This window comes from Shewanella sp. GutCb (assembly GCF_002836135.1).
Classification (GTDB): domain Bacteria; phylum Pseudomonadota; class Gammaproteobacteria; order Enterobacterales; family Shewanellaceae; genus Shewanella.
The window spans coordinates 1-17,125 of record NZ_PJBL01000028.1 but is presented as its reverse complement, the minus strand read 5'-3'; the positions used below and the strand labels follow the sequence as shown (position 1 = coordinate 17,125).

Annotated in this window: 12 protein-coding genes; 2 read left to right on the top strand and 10 right to left on the bottom strand. The window is 42.7% G+C overall.

Annotated features, from left to right (window positions below; genetic code table 11):
* Positions 1 to 4: 4 nt before the first annotated feature.
* From CXF86_RS17175 to CXF86_RS17140, 8 genes are all read right to left on the bottom strand, one after another.
* A complete protein-coding gene (locus CXF86_RS17175; RefSeq protein WP_101089253.1) occupies positions 5 to 709 on the bottom strand; it encodes a DUF3379 domain-containing protein in 705 nt (234 codons plus the stop codon).
* Positions 702 to 1,265 (bottom strand): sigma-70 family RNA polymerase sigma factor, encoded by a 564-nt coding sequence (locus CXF86_RS17170; RefSeq protein WP_101089252.1) that lies wholly within the window; start codon positions 1,263 to 1,265, stop codon positions 702 to 704. The genes CXF86_RS17175 and CXF86_RS17170 overlap by 8 nt, the downstream gene beginning before the upstream one ends.
* A 202-nt stretch (positions 1,266 to 1,467) precedes the next feature.
* Positions 1,468 to 3,105, bottom strand: a complete 1,638-nt coding sequence (locus CXF86_RS17165) for a BatD family protein (RefSeq protein WP_102039612.1) — start codon at positions 3,103 to 3,105, stop codon at positions 1,468 to 1,470.
* Complete coding sequence (locus CXF86_RS17160) at positions 3,099 to 4,997, bottom strand: VWA domain-containing protein (protein ID WP_102039611.1); 1,899 nt, start codon at positions 4,995 to 4,997, stop codon at positions 3,099 to 3,101. Before CXF86_RS17160 ends, CXF86_RS17165 begins: the two co-directional genes overlap by 7 nt.
* Before the next feature lie 2 nt (positions 4,998 to 4,999).
* Entirely contained in the window at positions 5,000 to 5,998 is a 999-nt protein-coding gene (locus CXF86_RS17155) for a vWA domain-containing protein (protein ID WP_101089249.1), read from the bottom strand.
* On the bottom strand, positions 5,998 to 6,519 hold the full coding sequence (locus tag CXF86_RS17150) for a DUF4381 domain-containing protein (protein WP_101089248.1): 522 nt from the start codon (positions 6,517 to 6,519) through the stop codon (positions 5,998 to 6,000). Before CXF86_RS17150 ends, CXF86_RS17155 begins: the two co-directional genes overlap by 1 nt.
* Positions 6,520 to 7,449 (bottom strand): DUF58 domain-containing protein, encoded by a 930-nt coding sequence (locus CXF86_RS17145; protein ID WP_101089247.1) that lies wholly within the window; start codon positions 7,447 to 7,449, stop codon positions 6,520 to 6,522.
* The gene (locus CXF86_RS17140; protein ID WP_101089246.1) at positions 7,449 to 8,405 is read right to left on the bottom strand and encodes an AAA family ATPase; all 957 of its coding nucleotides are present in this window, start codon (positions 8,403 to 8,405) and stop codon (positions 7,449 to 7,451) included. The genes CXF86_RS17145 and CXF86_RS17140 overlap by 1 nt, the downstream gene beginning before the upstream one ends.
* A gap of 236 nt (positions 8,406 to 8,641) precedes the next feature.
* On the opposite strand from CXF86_RS17140, the gene fadI reads away from it, so the two are divergent.
* Together fadI and fadJ are read left to right on the top strand one after the other, a co-directional pair.
* Complete coding sequence (gene fadI, locus CXF86_RS17135) at positions 8,642 to 9,952, top strand: acetyl-CoA C-acyltransferase FadI (protein WP_101089245.1); 1,311 nt, start codon at positions 8,642 to 8,644, stop codon at positions 9,950 to 9,952.
* A 5-nt stretch (positions 9,953 to 9,957) separates the two neighbouring features.
* A complete protein-coding gene (fadJ, locus tag CXF86_RS17130) occupies positions 9,958 to 12,078 on the top strand; it encodes a fatty acid oxidation complex subunit alpha FadJ (protein ID WP_102039610.1) in 2,121 nt (706 codons plus the stop codon).
* A gap of 747 nt (positions 12,079 to 12,825) precedes the next feature.
* On the opposite strand, the gene CXF86_RS17115 is transcribed toward fadJ, so the two are convergent.
* Both CXF86_RS17115 and CXF86_RS17110 read right to left on the bottom strand, forming a co-directional pair.
* Positions 12,826 to 13,239, bottom strand: a complete 414-nt coding sequence (locus CXF86_RS17115) for a hypothetical protein (RefSeq protein WP_180961098.1) — start codon at positions 13,237 to 13,239, stop codon at positions 12,826 to 12,828.
* 85 nt (positions 13,240 to 13,324) lie between these two features.
* The gene (locus CXF86_RS17110; RefSeq protein ID WP_102039609.1) at positions 13,325 to 16,984 is read right to left on the bottom strand and encodes an EAL domain-containing protein; all 3,660 of its coding nucleotides are present in this window, start codon (positions 16,982 to 16,984) and stop codon (positions 13,325 to 13,327) included.
* Positions 16,985 to 17,125: the final 141 nt, after the last annotated feature.

Sequence of the window (17,125 nt, the reverse complement as noted above, 5' to 3'; positions counted from 1 at the left end):
AGGACTAGATGAATGTTTGCTTAATTTCGTTTCTAACGTAATTAAGGTCTTGGATCTCTTCACCAACGAGCAACATATATGCGTTGTCAGTTTCAAATCCCATACCTTTATATTTATTATCGGCAAAAGCTTCTTCTAATACCATTCTGTCTTCTAGCGGTACGATAAATAGGGTGACTTTTCCGTGTTCACCTTGCATCACTAAATGCAGGCTTTTTACCCCTTGAAAATCACAATAGGTACTGTAAAACACTTTACCTGGCTGCTCGGTAAATTGCATATCTCCAATATTACCAAGCGAAGCTAGTTGAAAGTTAACGTCTTGGTATTGGACATTTTTATCAAGATGAAGCGCTTTATCTTCATGATAAACATGTGCCAAAGCATGTTGTCCTAGATCAACAGGCCCCATACGCATTAACGTAAAGGTAATACCCGCTAAGAAGGCCACTGACGCGACCATCGCAAACGCAAATCCTGTTTTACGACGTTGTGCATGGTGATGTTGCAACTGTTGACGTAATAACAACTTAGCCACCAGATCATCTGGTACATCAATGCTCAGTGCTTTTTCAATTTTGTTATCTAAGCCTTTAAGAGTATTTAAAAAGGCTTCTCTTTCTGCCGATTCCATTGCTGCGTGAAGGAACTCGGGATCTTGGTTATTTGGCTCACCATAAGCTTGGCGGCGAAATTTAAGCTCATCCATTGGATTGACCTCTGATAGTCGGTTGTTCGAGTGCATCCTTCAGTTGGTTTCTTGCTCTAAATAAACGAGTCATAACAGTATTTCGATTAAGATCTAATATCTTTGCTATTTCTTCGCCACTAAAACCACCAATTACTTGCAGTAATAACGGTTCTCGGTATTCAAGTTCCAACTTTGAAATTTGTCTCTGTAATAAATGTTGTTCAGCATGGTCTTCGGTACTGCTTGAAAACGTGTCTTCAATAAACTCTTGTTCAACATCAGAGTAATTAAATTGTTTACGCTCAAAACGTCGTGCATTTTCACGGCGGAGAATGGTAATCAGCCATGCTTTTGCGGCTTTTTCATCTTTTAATGAATCAAGTGAACGCCATGCGCGCAGAAACGTTTCCTGGGTGATATCTTCAGCGATATGTTTATCGCCGCATAGCCAATAGGCATAACGGTATATATCGGTATGAAGTGCCCTGACAAGGCTATCGTATCGTCTTTGTTTGCTAACCATGTCTGAAGAGACCGTGGTGCTCGACTTTTTATTTCGCCAACTATCAAACATTTTTTATTTTTTCTAACTGGATCAATAAAACACAGCTTAACCTTGTTCATCGTCGAATACCAATATGTGGAATCACTAAACAAAGCCAAGAACAAAATAGTGTAAACAGATAGGCTCAAAATAGCGGTAGATTCTGTTACTGATATAAAAATGACGCTCTTAGTGAGCGTCATTTTTTAAATGATGTATTACTCCGTAATCGTTATATCTGCGGGTTGAGTGAATTAAGGGCAGAGGTATTACTCTGTTTATCGTTCATTTTTGTCGCCAAAACGATGTTGAGTAATTGCTTGTAGTCAATATCTGTGGTGTTTTTGCTATAAGCAGATTGCTGCAATGAGGCGATTTCGATAGAAAGCTCCACTGATATATTGGCTATATCTCGCAATGTGATTGGTTGTCCTAAAAGCTCAGAGTAGTAAGCTATTAGTGCGTTGATGACTTTTGTTGGCTCTTTTGCAGCACAACTTTGCTCAAGTAGTTTTCGGGCACTGTTATTGATAGTCACTGGATTTCTGTCGTCGCTTTTAGTAGTGCTTACTGCCTGTTTTTTTCTGGCATTGAGCCAAAGCATTAGCGTTAATAACCATAACAACGCAAAACCAGCAGTTAACCAAGGCCAGTAACCTGCAGTGGTTGTTTGAATCGTGTTTGGTGGTTGATGGATGTTCACTGACTCGGCAATTTCCCCTCTCGTGACGACAACCGTACGGGCGGGAAGGGTGGCGTATTGCTGCTGTTTGAGGTGGGGGTTCCACCAAGGGACTTTTATTTCAGGTAGCGTGTAAGTGCCGGCTTTTGTCGCCACTATTGCGGTGGTTTGCGTGAGTTGTGACACCATTTGTTTATCTCGAACAAACGACTTTCGTTGTGCCTTTTCTGGATAAGTTTTTAGCTCAGCAGGTGTTGATAATCGGATGTCGGGCAAACTGGTCTCATCAGCATTAGACGCTAATAAGCTTATCGTACGAGTAATTGGGTCGCCGACTTTATACTCGACGGGTGTTGTCGGCCAATCTTCTTTTAACACAACTAAATCAGATACTAACCACTGACCTTGATACTCGACAGGTTCAGGGTTGATCAATACGATTGATTTTGGCGCTTGAGTTTGAGTCGGCCGACTTTCATTGAATGAAAACATACCGCCATTGCGTTTGGTTTGTACCAGTACATCTCCAGAAAAACTGGCACCATTGATGGTCAGTTCACCGGGTTGGTCGGCGATAATGGCATAAGCGCGTTCAATGACACGGTAACGCTTGCCATTAACGATTTCATTGCTGTCTTTATCTTCACCCAGTTGCTTGATTTGAGCGCCGTCTAGCACTGGTGCACTAAGCACGCCGCGTTGTAATTCTAGTGCCAGATAAAGCTTCACTCTGTAGGTTAACATTTGGCCGACATAAGCTTCTTCTGAGGATAAGCTCGATCGCATAAAGATATCTTGCATCTGTTGCGGTTGCGACTTTCTATCTACTACCGCAAGGGTAATGGGCGCAGAACTCACGCCTTTAATATTGAAGGCGGGGATGGTGATGTTTCCGCCAAATTTTGGCGATAAAAGCACTTGCCAACGAGTCTCATTTCTCGCATCAAAATTCATGATCTGTTTACTGCGACTGATGCTTGTTCTACCAACGATAAAGTCCTTTAGCAGTGATGAGGTGTTGAGCTCACCACTGTTGAGATCGTCATCAGCAACAACCGTTAGCACCAGAGATTCACCTTCAATTACAGGATTACGGTCAACCGATGCTTGCAAGCTGGTGATTGCATAGGCGGGTGTCGCAGCGGTTAAGGCTACAATTAAGAACGCACATAGATGTCGAATTACCACTGTTGGTTTTCCTTGGTATTAATGCCTTGGCGGCGTCGTTTCTGATATTCAAGCTGCATTTTATTACGGAGTAGTACCTGCGGGTCGTCTGCAATCGCTCTTAATGCTCTTTCCATTTCTGGCGGAAGAGGTTCATCTGAAGGGGTTGTTGGAGCCATTGAGCCTTGTTGTTCATTTTCTTGAACATCACTTTCAGCTGCGGATTGTTGCGCTTTGGCTTGCTGGCTTTGCTGAGATTCATCTTTCGAATCATCTTTTGAATCTTCGGCTTCCATCGCAGCATCATTATCATTGGGCTGCTCTTTATCTGAGTTTTGCTCAGCGTCCTGCGCAGCATCTTCATTTTTCTGAGATTCAGCGGATTCATCGCCAGAATCATCTGCAGAATTGGCATCATCAGATTGTTCTTTGTTCTGTTCACTTTGGCCATCTTTAGACTCAGAGCTGCTGTCTTGTGATTGTTTATCACTAGACTCTGAATCGTCAGACTGCTGTTGCTCATCTGACTTTTGGCTGTCATCTCCTTCGCCATTTTGTTTTTGCTGCTCTTGTTGCTGTTGCAGCTCTTTTGCTAGGGCTAAATTTTGCTTAGCGGCGTCCATCTCTGGCGCTTGGTCGAGTGCCTGTTGATAGCGCTTTTCGGCTTTATCATACTGGCCGAGCTGCATGAGCGCATTGCCTTGGTTATAGAGTCCACTAGCAGAGGTATCTTGCTCAAAGCCTGTAAGAGCTTCATCAAATTGACCCGCCTTATAACGGGCGCTGGCTTGCCATTGAGTTTGTTCAAATTGCTCTGCCGCAGCTTGATACTGCTGAGCTTGATAGGCGTTTGATGCTTGTTGATTTTGAGTTTGCCAAAGGTTATCCCAACTATCGGCATAAACGGGCTGGATTGGCTGCATAATGACCATTAACGCAAAGGCACCGATAATGCCGTGTCTGAAGCTAAGCAGAGCGGGGAGTAGCAATAATAGTGCGATGTAGCCGCCCAGATCTTGCCAAACTTCACCCTCTAAATCACTCTCTTTAGTGTCTTTTGTGCTGGCAAGCCATTGCACGAGTTGGGTTACATCTTGACCATCAGCACGAATAGGGATCACAGTACCATTGGCTGACGATGCCAATGTTTGTAGCAATCCATAATCTGTTTTGGCGATGACGACTTGATTACCGTTATCACGCAATAGTTGACCATTGGGCAGTTGAATAGGAGCACCTTGTTCACTGCCAAAAGCCAGAATACCTAAGCGGTAGGAACTGCCTTTTAAGACGGATTGTGCTCGATTAAGTTGCGAGCTGGAAATACCATCGGTAAAAAGCACAATATCACCACGAACATGCCCTCCCTGAATTAACAATGACTTGGCATGCTCTAGCGCGACTTCAACATTAGAGCCTTTAACGGGCATGATACTTGGCGTTAACGTCGGCAATAGGTTCAATAAGGTAGCTTTATCACGTGTTAATGGACTAATGGTAAAGGCATCACCGGCATAAGCGATTAGGCCAGTTTCACCTTCTACTACCGTCTCAATCAGATCTGTGGCTCGGTATTTTGATTGGGTTAGTCGATTCGGTGATAGGTCGTTAGCATACATAGATAACGACATATCCATAACTATGACTCGACCTTGAGCCGATTCATAGACTGGTAGCGCCGTTTTTTCCAATGCGGGACCCGATAGGGCAAGCACTGCAATTAACCAAGCAAATGCAAGATAGAAAACATTACGACTTTGCTTTTTCTCAGTACTGCCTAGTAATACGTTGGCAAGGTGAGGTGCAATATATTGGTTCCAACTGGAACTTGCACCTTGTTTTTTCTTAATAAAAAGCAGCAGAATGACAAGTGGAATGATCGCCAAAAACCACTCAGGGCGTAAAAAATGCATGGCTAATGGCCTCCCGATGGCTGTTTAGGCTTAAGACTAAAAATAGATAATTGGCCAATACTTTTAAATATTGAAAGTAATAATGCCAAGCCCAAAGGCCAGTAGAAAAGCTCCGATTGTGGGCGATAACTTAATTGCTCTCGGCTAATGGGTTCTAGGTTGTCAATCTCTTGATAGATACGTTCAAGTTCTTCGGCATTTCGCGCGCGAAAATAGGTACCGCCCGTTTTAGCGGCAATCTGTTTAAGCTGCGGCTCATCTAAATCCATCGAAGGGTTAACACGTTCTTTACCAAAAAGAGTGCGACGCTCCATCACTTCAGCTCCTACGCCAATGGTATAGATAGTGATCCCTCTTTTAGCGGCTATTTCAGTTGCTTTTTCTGGCGATATTGTACCGGCATTATTAGCGCCATCAGTAAGTAAGATAAGCACTCTATTACTCTCGTCTACTTGATCGAATCGTTTAACCCCTAGAGCAATCGCTTCACCAATGGCGGTTTGCCTGCCGACTAAGCCAATTTCCGCTTCATTCAGATACTGCGCTACAGTGCGTCTATCTTGGGTGAGAGGGGATTGCAGGTAAGCATGATCCGCAAACAAGATAAGCCCTATGCGATCCCCTTTTCGACGTTCAATAAACTGGCTAACCACATGTTGGATAAGTGTGAATCTGTCGGTGGCTCTGCCGTCGATGACCATATCTTCTATCTGCATGCTGCCAGATAAGTCAACGGACAACATTAAGTCACGCCCTTTACTGGGCAGCTCTATCGGTTCACCCATCCATAATGGCCTTGCAACGGCGATAACCAATAATACCCACAAGATCCAATAACCTTTCTTTGTACTCGGCGTTATTTTAACAGGTAGGTTTTGGGACTCGATATCACTTCCTGGAAGATAAAGGTGACCCCCCAGCTTAACTTGTTGCTGCTGTTTTCTAAAAAGAAGTGGCAGTGGTAATAATAGTAATAACCATGGCAGCGCTAGTGTTAACATTATTTAGCCTCCATATTGACGGCTAAGGCAGCGTCAAGCCGTTTCGAATCAAGCGGAAGAGCGCTTTTTAGCCAATGTTCTGCACTTTGTTTTAATGCTATCGCTTGTGATTGAGTCAGCTCTGTACGCTGATAACTCAATTTAAGCAGTTCACATAATTCAACCGGGGGGGAGTTCACTTGCGCTGTAAGCCAAGCATACCAATGAGTGCCCGATAAGCCTGCAACCAATGAACGGTCGCAATAGCTCATTGCTGCCCGTTTTAATATTTCACTGACATTGGTGATGTATTGTGCCGTGCTCGGATCCAGCTTTGCGAGCTCCACTAATGCTGCTCTTTTAGCTGCGGTGTGCTGCCGGCGTTTTCTGAGGTAAATAAAAGCTGCAGCGACAGATATCAACACGACAAGTAGCAAGAGCCAGTATCCATAAGCCAGCGGCCAAAGCCCAATTTCTGTCGGGGTTTGAATATCTTGTAGTGATGCTAAAGCAGGATTTGCTGCTGGAGTTTGCACAGCCATTTATCGTAATGCTCCCAATTGTTGATTTAGGCGTTGTCCAGCATCAATAACACGGGTTTCAACATTAATTTTTTGCATCATGTCAGTGAATACCGATTTAATTTGCTGTTGATTCTTGAGCCAATGCTCATAGCTGTGTCTATCGATGATGCGCTCTTTACTGCCGTCCTTTACGGGGAGCTGAAAGTGTTTCGGCAAGGTCAAATTACCTTCTCGTAAAGGATCTGTAATGAGAAAAGCGCCCATATCACAATGACGTTTCAGGTCGGACAGCATCGCCAAACAGGCTGGGGTAAAATGGCTTCCGTCTGAGACTATCCAGATAAGAGAGCCTGGCTTGGCGAGACGCCGCAGTCGTTGGCATGCTTTTAACATGTGATCGGGTTCAGAACCCTGAACCGACAGGGCATCTAATTGACGTTGATGCAGGTGTTTAATGGCTGAGACAAGTTGCAAAATACCCTGCTGTCGGCTTCTTGGTTTCAACTCTATGTGTTCTTGCTCTGTCGCGATAACTGCACCGAGTCGGTCGCCATGTAAAATGGCATTCCACCCGAGCGTGGTGGCGACGTGCGCCGCTTGCACCGATTGCAGTAGCAAGCTTGAGCCAAAGTACAGGCTATGGCTTAAGTCGAGCAATATCAGGATAGGGCGCTCACGCTCTTCGACAAATAATTTCGTATGAGTTTTGCCTGTTCTGGCGGTTACGCGCCAGTCGATAGTGCGTACGTCATCACCGCTTTGGTATTGACGAACTTCAGCAAACTCCATCCCACGGCCTTTGATCGCGCTCGCTCGATGTCCGGCTAAGTTTGCTCTTGCCTTGGACCGTTTCTCAGGCAACGCCCGCGCAATACGTTGACAAGCAAGTAGCTCTTTTTCGTTGATGTTGATGCCATCCGCAAAAAGAGGCAGCTCTGAATTGACCATTAAGGAACCGCAACTTGAGAAAGAATATGGTTGATCACATCGTCGGCAGACACGCCGTCAGCTTGCGCTTGGTAGCTTAGCAATAATCTATGGCGCAATACATTGGGTGCCACAGCTTGAATATCTTCAGGTGAGACAAAATCACGTTCATATAAATAAGCACGGGCTCTGGCGCAACGCTCAATCGAAATGGTTGCGCGCGGGCTAACACCATACTCAAGCCAACTTGCTAGCTCAGGGCTATAAGCGGCTGGCTGGCGAGTTGCCATTACAATGTCGACAATATATTTTTCTAGCGGTTCAGCAAGATAGATCTGTAAAGCCTGCTCTCGCGCTGCAAAAATATCGGCTTGAATAATCGGCGTCACTTTCGGCACTTCTTTCTTTAGTGCTTCATTACGGGAAAGACGTAAAATTTCAAACTCAGTTTCAGCACTTGGATAATCAAGATTTAAGTGCATTAAGAAACGGTCTAATTGCGCTTCTGGTAGTGGGTAAGTCCCTTCGTTTTCAAGAGGGTTTTGGGTTGCCATCACCAGAAACAGTTCGGGCAGTGGATAGCTATTTTTACCGACAGTGACTTGGCTTTCGGCCATTGCTTCAAGCAACGCTGACTGCACTTTTGCGGGGGCGCGGTTTATTTCATCAGCGAGAATTAAATTATGGAATATGGGACCCGCTTCAAATTCGAAGGTTGCCGTTTGGGCGCGATATATATCCGTGCCTGTAAGATCGGCGGGCAGTAAATCTGGGGTAAATTGAATCCGATGAAAATCTCCCTCTACACCCTCACACAATGCTTTGACTGCGCGGGTCTTTGCAAGGCCAGGAGGACCCTCTACAAGCAGGTGTCCATCGGCAATGAGCGCGATGAGTAAATTCTCAGTTAGTGTCGGCTGTCCGAGAATAACGGTATTTAGGTATTCGCGTAGTGCGTGAAATCGGCTCAAAGGCATGATGGTACTCAATTTATTATGTATAGATACTATGGACAATCTCTATGGTAAATAATTCCATTGGGTTTTGGCTAGTGTTAAAAAACAAACAAGTGTTTAAAACTTTTCATTTAAAAGTTAGAATCAGATCACACTTTAATGGTCAGACCTGTTTGTCGAATATTAGACAGGTTTCTCAGGGATATAATAAAGCGAGCAACTTCAATGGTTAGCGACGCAGAACAAGAGGGTGGAAAATGAGTAAAAGACAGCAAGTCACTAACGCTAGAGGCGAACGAATCGCGATTGTATCGGGATTACGGACGCCATTTGCTAAACAAGCCACCGCATTTCATGGCGTATCAGCGTTAGATATGGGCAAAATGGTTGTTAATGAACTAATTTCACGTTCAGAACTTGATCCCAAGTTAATTGAACAACTGGTATATGGTCAGGTTGTGTTAATGCCAGCTGCGCCCAATATCGCACGTGAAATCGTTTTAGGCACTGGCATGGATGTGAGTACCGATGCCTATAGTGTGACTCGCGCCTGTGCGACCAGCTTTCAGTCAACGGTCAACGTTGCCGAGTCAATCATGACTGGCAATATGGAGATCGGTATTGCTGGTGGAGCAGACTCCTCTTCTGTTGTACCCATTGGTGTTTCGAGAAAGCTCGCACATGCACTCGTGGACCTTAATAAAGCGCGTACCTTTAGTCAGAAACTGTCTATTTTTCGCCGTTTAGGCTTGAAAGATTTGCTTCCTGTACCGCCTGCTGTCGCAGAATTTTCGACGGGATTGTCAATGGGGCAAACGGCTGAGCAGATGGCGAAAACCTATAACATTAGCCGTGCAGATCAAGACGCATTGGCACATCGCTCGCATACATTAGCGACCGAAACGTGGAACGCTGGCAAACTGGCCCAAGAGGTTATGACTGCCCATGTGCCTCCTTATAAAGGATTTATTGACCGCGATAATAATATCCGCGAAAACTCTACGCTTGAGTCTTACGCAAAATTACGTCCAGCATTTGACCGTAAACACGGCTCAGTGACGGCAGCAACGAGCACGCCATTAACTGATGGTGCATCTGCAGTATTGCTTATGAGCGAAGGCAGAGCCAAGGCCTTGGGTTATACGCCTATTGGTTACATAAAGAGTTATGCGTTTACTGCAATTGATGTGTGGGAAGACATGTTAATGGGCCCATCTTACGCGACGCCAATGGCGTTACAGCGTGCAGGAATGGAGCTAGAAGACCTTACACTTATTGAGATGCATGAAGCATTTGCTGCCCAAACATTAGCCAATATGCAGATGTTCGGTTCGAAGAAATTCGCCGCAGAAAAGCTAGGTCGTAACCGTGCTATTGGTGACATTGATATGAGTAAATTTAATGTATTGGGTGGTTCTTTAGCTTATGGACATCCCTTTGCAGCAACAGGTACGCGACTTATTACCCAAGTTTGTCATGAACTTAAACGCCGTGGTGGCGGAACGGGTCTCGCAACAGCATGTGCTGCGGGTGGTTTAGGTGCTGCAATGATAGTTGAAGTGGAGTAACTCAAATGGAAAAGACATTTAATTTAGATCGTCGAGAAGACGGTATTGCCATTCTGACGATGGATGTGCCAGGCGAGACAATGAACACGCTACGTAGTGAATTTGGCCCAGAGATCAGCGAAATACTTGCTGAGATTAAAGCTGACAAAAGTATCAAGGGCTTAGTACTTGTCTCAGGCAAAAAAGACTCTTTTGTGGCGGGTGCCGATATCTCTATGTTGGCTGCGTGTGAAACGGCGATGGATGCGAAGTTGCTCTCTCAGCAAGGGCATGTGGTCTTTAATGAGCTAGAAAATTTAAATATACCCGTTGTTGCAGCAATAAACGGTGCTTGTTTGGGCGGTGGTTTAGAGCTTGCGCTAGCATGTCATCAACGAGTCTGTAGCCTCAATGGCAAAACGATGATGGGCGTACCTGAAGTACAGCTTGGTTTGCTTCCTGGGGGCGGTGGTACTCAGCGATTACCGCGTTTAGTCGGGATCACTACCGCCTTGGATATGATGCTTACAGGCAAGCAAATTCGACCTAAGCAGGCATTGAAAATGGGCTTGGTTGATGATGTTGTTCCTGAGTCAATTTTGATGCGCACTGCAATTGAGATGGCATTAGCGGGCAAACGCTCTGCGAAAAAGAAAAAGCAGTCATTGATTAATAAAGTGCTTGAAGGCACTAGCGTTGGTCGTAATATTATTTTTGACCAAGCTGGCAAGCAAGTCGCTAAGAAGACACAAGGTAATTATCCTGCGCCTGCAAAGATCATTGATTGTGTTCGTCAAGGTATGACTAAAGGTTTAATCAAGGGACTAGAGGTGGAAGCAAGTCACTTTTCAGATCTGGTTATGTCTAAAGAGTCTGCAGCGCTTAGAAGTATTTTCTTTGCCACTACTGAGATGAAAAAAGAGACCGGCGCGGGTGATGTTAAACCACGTAAAGTAAAAAAAGCGATGATACTGGGTGGCGGTCTAATGGGTGGCGGTATTGCTTCGGTTACAACAACCAAAGCAAAAATTCCAGCTCGAGTAAAAGATATCAGCGAAACCGGTTTGAGCAATGCATTGTCTTATGCTTATAAATTGCTGGATAAAGGGGTTAAGCGTCGTCATATGACACCAGCTGCTCGCGACAGCTTAATGGCATTGATGACCACCACGACTGAATATAAAGGTATTAAAGATGCCGATATCGTTGTTGAGGCCGTATTTGAAGATCTTGCTCTTAAACATCAGATGGTGAAAGATGTTGAACGAGAGTGCGGTGAAAACACTATTTTCGCTTCCAATACCTCATCTTTGCCTATTGCTCAAATTGCGGAAGCTGCAAGTCGACCTGAGAATGTTATCGGTCTGCACTATTTCTCTCCGGTAGAAAAAATGCCATTAGTCGAAGTGATTGCACATAAGAAGACTTCTGCTGAGACGATAGCAACCACCGTTGCGTTTGCGCGTAAACAGGGTAAAACTCCCATTGTTGTGCAAGACGGCGCTGGCTTTTACGTCAACCGAATATTGGCGCTTTACATGAATGAAGCTGCGCAGCTGCTATTAGAAGGGCAGAGTGTAGAGCATTTAGATAAGGCTCTGGTTAAGTTCGGTTTTCCCGTCGGTCCAATGACGTTACTCGATGAAGTCGGTATTGATGTTGGCGCTAAGATCTCTCCTATATTGGAAGCTGAACTCGGCGAGCGCTTTAAAGCACCAGCCGCGTTTGATAAGTTATTAGCCGATGATAGAAAGGGCCGTAAAAATGGCAAAGGTTTCTATCAATACGGTAGTAAAAAGAAATCTAAAGAGGTCGACAGTAGCGTATATACCGTGCTTGGTTTAACGCCAGCTCAAAATAATGATGCTAATGAAGTGGCGCAACGATGCGTCGTGCAGATGCTGAACGAAGCGGTTAGGTGTTTAGATGAAGGGATAATCGCTTCAGCTCGAGATGGCGATATAGGCGCTATATTTGGGATCGGTTTTCCACCATTCTTAGGCGGTCCTTTCCATTATATTGACACACTAGGTCCTGCTAAACTCGTTGAAATTCTATCGGCTTACCAATCTAGATTTGGCGACCGATTTGAACCAGCAGAGAGACTGAAACAGATGGCAAGCGAACAGAGTTTCTTTTTCAAGTAAGTTTTAAAAAGCGTCAAAAAATTAACAAGGCGGCTACATTTGGCCGCTTTGTTTTACTTTAGTGACAATAAATTGACTAAAAAACACTCACCCCTCTGCTGGTTTGACTATATAATAGGTGCCGAAATAGATATTCAGGTATGGACGCTGACTTATTTGATGTGGGGTGTAGGTAAGTGGTATTCACAATCGTATTGGTATTAGTTTTTTCAGGTTTGTTGTTAGGCTATACAGCGTTTAAAGCCGGGTTACCTGTCAAACGATGGGCTTTTGCTGGGGTTTTGTTTGGCCCTGCCGCTTATCCTTTGTTTAATTCGCATAAGCAACTGGCATACAAAAAAGCCATGGGGAAACAATCTTTTTGGTTAGAGATTTGAATTTTTAGAATCTGTATCTTATACAGAGAAACTAAAAAGGAGCATAAGCTCCTTTTTTTGTCTGTGTAATTTTAGATTCTTGTATCTAAAACTAGCTCCACCAACCTTTTGCGGTAACGATTTCCAAATGCAGTAGCCCTTCAGGAAGCTGTATTTTTTTACGTGAAGGCTTTTTTAGCCCTAACATCTGCATCAAAGAAATAAGCATGGTCGTTCTCCTTAGGCGTTAAACGGGGTGTACTAGTTCCACCAACCTTTAGCTGGAATGACTTCAAGATGATTTAACCCTTCTGGAAGTTTAACTTTCTTACGAACAGGTTTGCCCAATCCAAGTGCTTGCATTAATAAATCAAACATAATTATTCTCCTTTTATGCCGCAGCTTGGTTAATGAACTTAATATGTGGAACGCCAGCTGTTAGTAGTGGCTTAAACTTCACGTTTGGGATACCAGCTGTTTGCAGCGGCTTAAACTTCACGTTCGGAATACCAGCTGTTTGCAGCGGCTTAAACTTCACGTTTGGAATACCAGCTGTTTGCAGCGGCTTAAACTTCACGTTTGGAATACCAGCTGTTTGCAGCGGCTTAAACTTCACGTTTGGAATACCAGCTGTTTGTAGCGGCTTAAATTTGACGTTTGGAATACCAGCAAGATTTATAGCTTGCTCTTGATATAGGAGGTCATCCTTGTCGTAGTCGGCTACTATGGTGTGGCTTGACGCCATCACTGGGAATGAACATGCAAACGCTACAGAGGCAACTAATCCATTAATTATCTTTTTCATTTTAAACCTTTTCGAAGTTTCAGTCTTTTTGACTATTGAAAAGGTTATTGCAGATGTCGTGCCAATGTTCTAATTGTTGTTGAGTTTAAGTATTATTTAGGGATATGGCTTTTAATGGGTTTGAGTTTGTATCATTTCGTAGCAGGGTTGTGAATTCAGATTCTGTTACTGCTTTACTAAATATGTAACCTTGGATCTCTTCACACTTGAGTGCTCGGAGAATATTCAGTTGAGATGCTTCTTCAACCCCTTCCCCTACCACTGAAAGCCCCATGTTATGGGCGATAGTGATGATTGAATCGACCATCTTTAAATCGCGGTCAGATTTGTCGATATCATCGACAAATGCTTTATCAATTTTCAAGGTATTAATCGGGAATCGTTTTAAATATGATAGTGATGAGTAGCCTGTACCAAAATCATCTAAGGCTAAACTAACACCCATTTTTGATAACTGTTGCATTACTTTTATTGCTTTTTCTGGCTCACTAATTACGGTGCCTTCCGTTATTTCAAGCTCCAAATTGGCAGCGGGGAGTTGAGTGAGACGTAAAATTGACTCTATACGTTGTTGAAGATCGGGTAATGCGAACTGTTTCGAGGATAAATTAACGGCTACGCGACCATTAAATAGTCCTAATGAGCGCCATTTTTGCGCAGCAAAACAAGCTTTCTTTAATACAATATCACCAATCTCAACGATAAGGCCGTTCTCTTCAGCTAATGGAATAAAGCTGTTTGGTGGTATTAGTCCATGTTGTGGATGATTTAGTCTAACAAGGGCTTCCATACCTGCCATATGACCAGTCTTTAAATCGACTTTAGGCTGGTAGTAGACTTCAAATAAATCATCTTTTATAGCTTCACGGATCAGGTTTTCAACTTCGAGTTGTCTAATAGCATTCTTGTTTAGTGATTCTGAATAGAACTGGTAACGGTTTCCGCCGCCTGATTTTGCGTGATACATAGCAATATCCGCTTTTCGAAGTAATGCTTGCTCGTTTTGATCATCTTCAGGGTACAACACAATGCCGATACTGACGCCAACCACGACTTTTTCTGCTGACAGTTGAAACGAAGTTTCAAATGCGTGGATGACTGTCTTGGCGATAACAGCACTTACACCTATATCGGGATTCTTATCTATCAATATAGCGAATTCGTCACCGCCTAAACGGTAAATACTGGTGTGGTCGGGTACAGCGGCTTGTATTCGCTCGGAAACTAATATGAGTAGTTCGTCCCCAACTTGATGACCCAATGAATCGTTAATCTTTTTAAAATTATCCAGATCCAAAACCATCAAAGTATGGTGGGAATCTCTTTTAACTAAGTTACCCAGCGTGACCATCAGGTTGGAGCGGTTCGGAAGGTTAGTCAACAGATCGTTATTGGTCAGTTTTCTGAGCTCTTCCTCTTGTTGTTTTCTGCGACTGACATCTGAGAATACACCGACATAATGCGATAGCTCACCTTGTTCGTCATATATCGCATCAACGGTCAGTTCCATCAAGAAGCTAGTACCGTTGCCTCTGGCTGATTCGACTTCGTTACTCCAACGACCCTGTTGTTTTAAGATAGAGCGGATTTGCTCTGAGTAACTGTCGGGGTATAAGTCAAAGTTGAATAGGGTACCAATAAAGTCCTTCTTGCTTAGCATTGATAGATCGCAGCAAGCTTCGTTAACCTCTACGAAATTGAATTCACTATCTAAGATGAACATACCTTCAGAGATATTTTGAATCGCTCGTTCAAATAAGCGAAGTTGTTCTTCAGCTTGTTTGAAGTTATTAATATTCTTAATCGTTCCTGTCATTCGCAGTGCATTATCATTCTCATCGCGTTCAACAATCTTAGCGCGGTCTAAAATCCATACCCAGTCGTCAGATTTACCTTTGACGCGATATGCTGCCTCAAAATGATCAGTTTCACCATAGAAGTGTTTGTTTAGCGCATCACGGACGCGAGTTTGATCCATAGGATGGATATTACTCTCTTCCCCCTTTTGTCCTGAGCGTTGTCCATCTCTTGGGAACTCTAGCGATCCCCAGATATTAGAGCGATAGATTTGACCCGTTTCAATATCCCAATCCCACATCTCATCGCCACTGCCCCAGAGTGATAGTTTTAAGCGCTCTTCACTTTTGGCTATCTGTCTTTGAATCTCACGTCGTTTTAGGGATATTTTAATTATGGTTATCGACATTAATAGGGCAAAAGTAAAATAGATTATCTTTGCTGGGAGTGATAGCCACCAAGGAGGGGTTATCTCAATAAGTAAGTTTTTCTCTTCGCCTTTTTTACCAGAGATAGGATCAATAGCATAAACTGAAAACTCATAATCACCGGGAGATAAATTTGTATAAGTCGCTGAATTTATACCTTCTGAGTTAATCAATGAATCAGACAAACCTCGCATTTGGTAGATGTAATTAATATCTTGCTGATGGACCTTAGGGCTATTAAATAATAACGTGAATGGGTAGTCTGAATATTTTAGTTTTATTTTTTTAGTTTTGTTTAATTGATTTATTAACACTTCCCCACTAGGTGTTACTGGGATGTTGAATATTAAGAGTTGATTTAATGTTACACTGGCCGGCTCGCGGTTAGTTAAATAATCATCTAGTTCTTCCAATGATATCAAGCTAATCCCTGTGATTCCACCTATGTATATTTTATTCTTCCCCTTTAGGATTGCGTGAGTATTGTATTCACCTTGGACACCTACCTGTTTATTTAATATGTATCTCGAACCATTGTTTTTATTCTTGACGAAAATTTCATTTACCGAAGTTGCTATAATGAACTTATCACTTTGGATAATAGAAAAAATAGGTTTATTATTATTGTATATCTCTTCTATAATCTCTGTCTCATAACTGATTTTTTCAAGACTTGTACTTGTTCCAAATAGTATGTGGTCATCGAATATATCAACGCTAAGCACCATCTTTGTTGCGTAAAGAGTGCTTACCATATCATTAGCGAGTTTAAATAGTCCTCCCTGAGTAGCGATTAGCAGAGCATTATTATACTGTTTTATATCAAAGATAGGATTGCCAGGGTCAACTGAATATGTTTGTGTGAAGTCAGTTTCTATAAAGTATTGTAACAATTGACCTGACGTTGAGCCGATGAATATACTGCCGCCATTTTTGCTTGCTCTTATAACAAAAAATTGCCCATCAATAATCTTTTCAATTTCCCGATTGTCAGTGTTTAACGAGATAAGACCTTTTAAACTTGCAATGTATAAAAAATGACCGAGTTTGACTACTGATTTAGGTCCTTTTACTTTTGAATTGTATTGATTGTATATATTAAGTTTTGAATCATAAATACTAATCATGGGGTCGTCAGCACTAACAATAATGTTTGATTTATTGCTTGAAGAAATGGACCAAACGTTACCACCCTCTACTACTTTCGTTTTAACCAAATCACTATTGTCATTTATAATTAAAAAACCATTGTTTTGATTTGATATAAAGGTTTTAGTGCGTCCTCTGAACACTCTAGGGTGTTCTAGGTTTTTTTCAGGTATATTTATATTACCTATTAATACTGGTCGTTCAATGTCATCTATGTTGAAAAGTGAGTTTTTGTTTAAACCTAAATTATAATTATTTTTTGTCGAAACACTCGAGTAAGCTGGAGTGATAAACTGACTTGTTAAACCGTCATTATACTTTAATACCCCTTTGCTATTGAAAATTAATAATTCATCATTAATAACTTTCATTGAAATAGTGTCTTTAGTGACTTCGATTATTTTTTTAGTAACTGAATATATAGTTCCATGATAATTTCTAATGAACATTTCATTTTTGAAAAATAAAATATCTTTTACAAGTCCAAAATCCCCAGAATACTAATTCCGAAT

Excerpts from the sequence above, each read along its gene's own strand:
- CXF86_RS17175 (WP_101089253.1), bottom strand. The coding sequence starts at position 709 with ATGGATGAGCTTAAATTTCGCCGCCAAGCTTATGGTGAGCCAAATAAC.
- CXF86_RS17170 (WP_101089252.1), bottom strand. The coding sequence starts at position 1,265 with ATGTTTGATAGTTGGCGAAATAAAAAGTCGAGCACCACGGTCTCTTCA.
- CXF86_RS17160 (WP_102039611.1), bottom strand. The coding sequence starts at position 4,997 with ATGCATTTTTTACGCCCTGAGTGGTTTTTGGCGATCATTCCACTTGTC.
- CXF86_RS17155 (WP_101089249.1), bottom strand. The coding sequence starts at position 5,998 with ATGTTAACACTAGCGCTGCCATGGTTATTACTATTATTACCACTGCCA.
- CXF86_RS17150 (WP_101089248.1), bottom strand. The coding sequence starts at position 6,519 with ATGGCTGTGCAAACTCCAGCAGCAAATCCTGCTTTAGCATCACTACAA.
- CXF86_RS17145 (WP_101089247.1), bottom strand. The coding sequence starts at position 7,449 with ATGGTCAATTCAGAGCTGCCTCTTTTTGCGGATGGCATCAACATCAAC.
- CXF86_RS17140 (WP_101089246.1), bottom strand. The coding sequence starts at position 8,405 with ATGCCTTTGAGCCGATTTCACGCACTACGCGAATACCTAAATACCGTT.
- fadI (WP_101089245.1), top strand. The coding sequence starts at position 8,642 with ATGAGTAAAAGACAGCAAGTCACTAACGCTAGAGGCGAACGAATCGCG.
- fadJ (WP_102039610.1), top strand. The coding sequence starts at position 9,958 with ATGGAAAAGACATTTAATTTAGATCGTCGAGAAGACGGTATTGCCATT.
- CXF86_RS17115 (WP_180961098.1), bottom strand. The coding sequence starts at position 13,239 with ATGAAAAAGATAATTAATGGATTAGTTGCCTCTGTAGCGTTTGCATGT.
- CXF86_RS17110 (WP_102039609.1), bottom strand. The coding sequence starts at position 16,984 with ATGAAAGTTATTAATGATGAATTATTAATTTTCAATAGCAAAGGGGTA.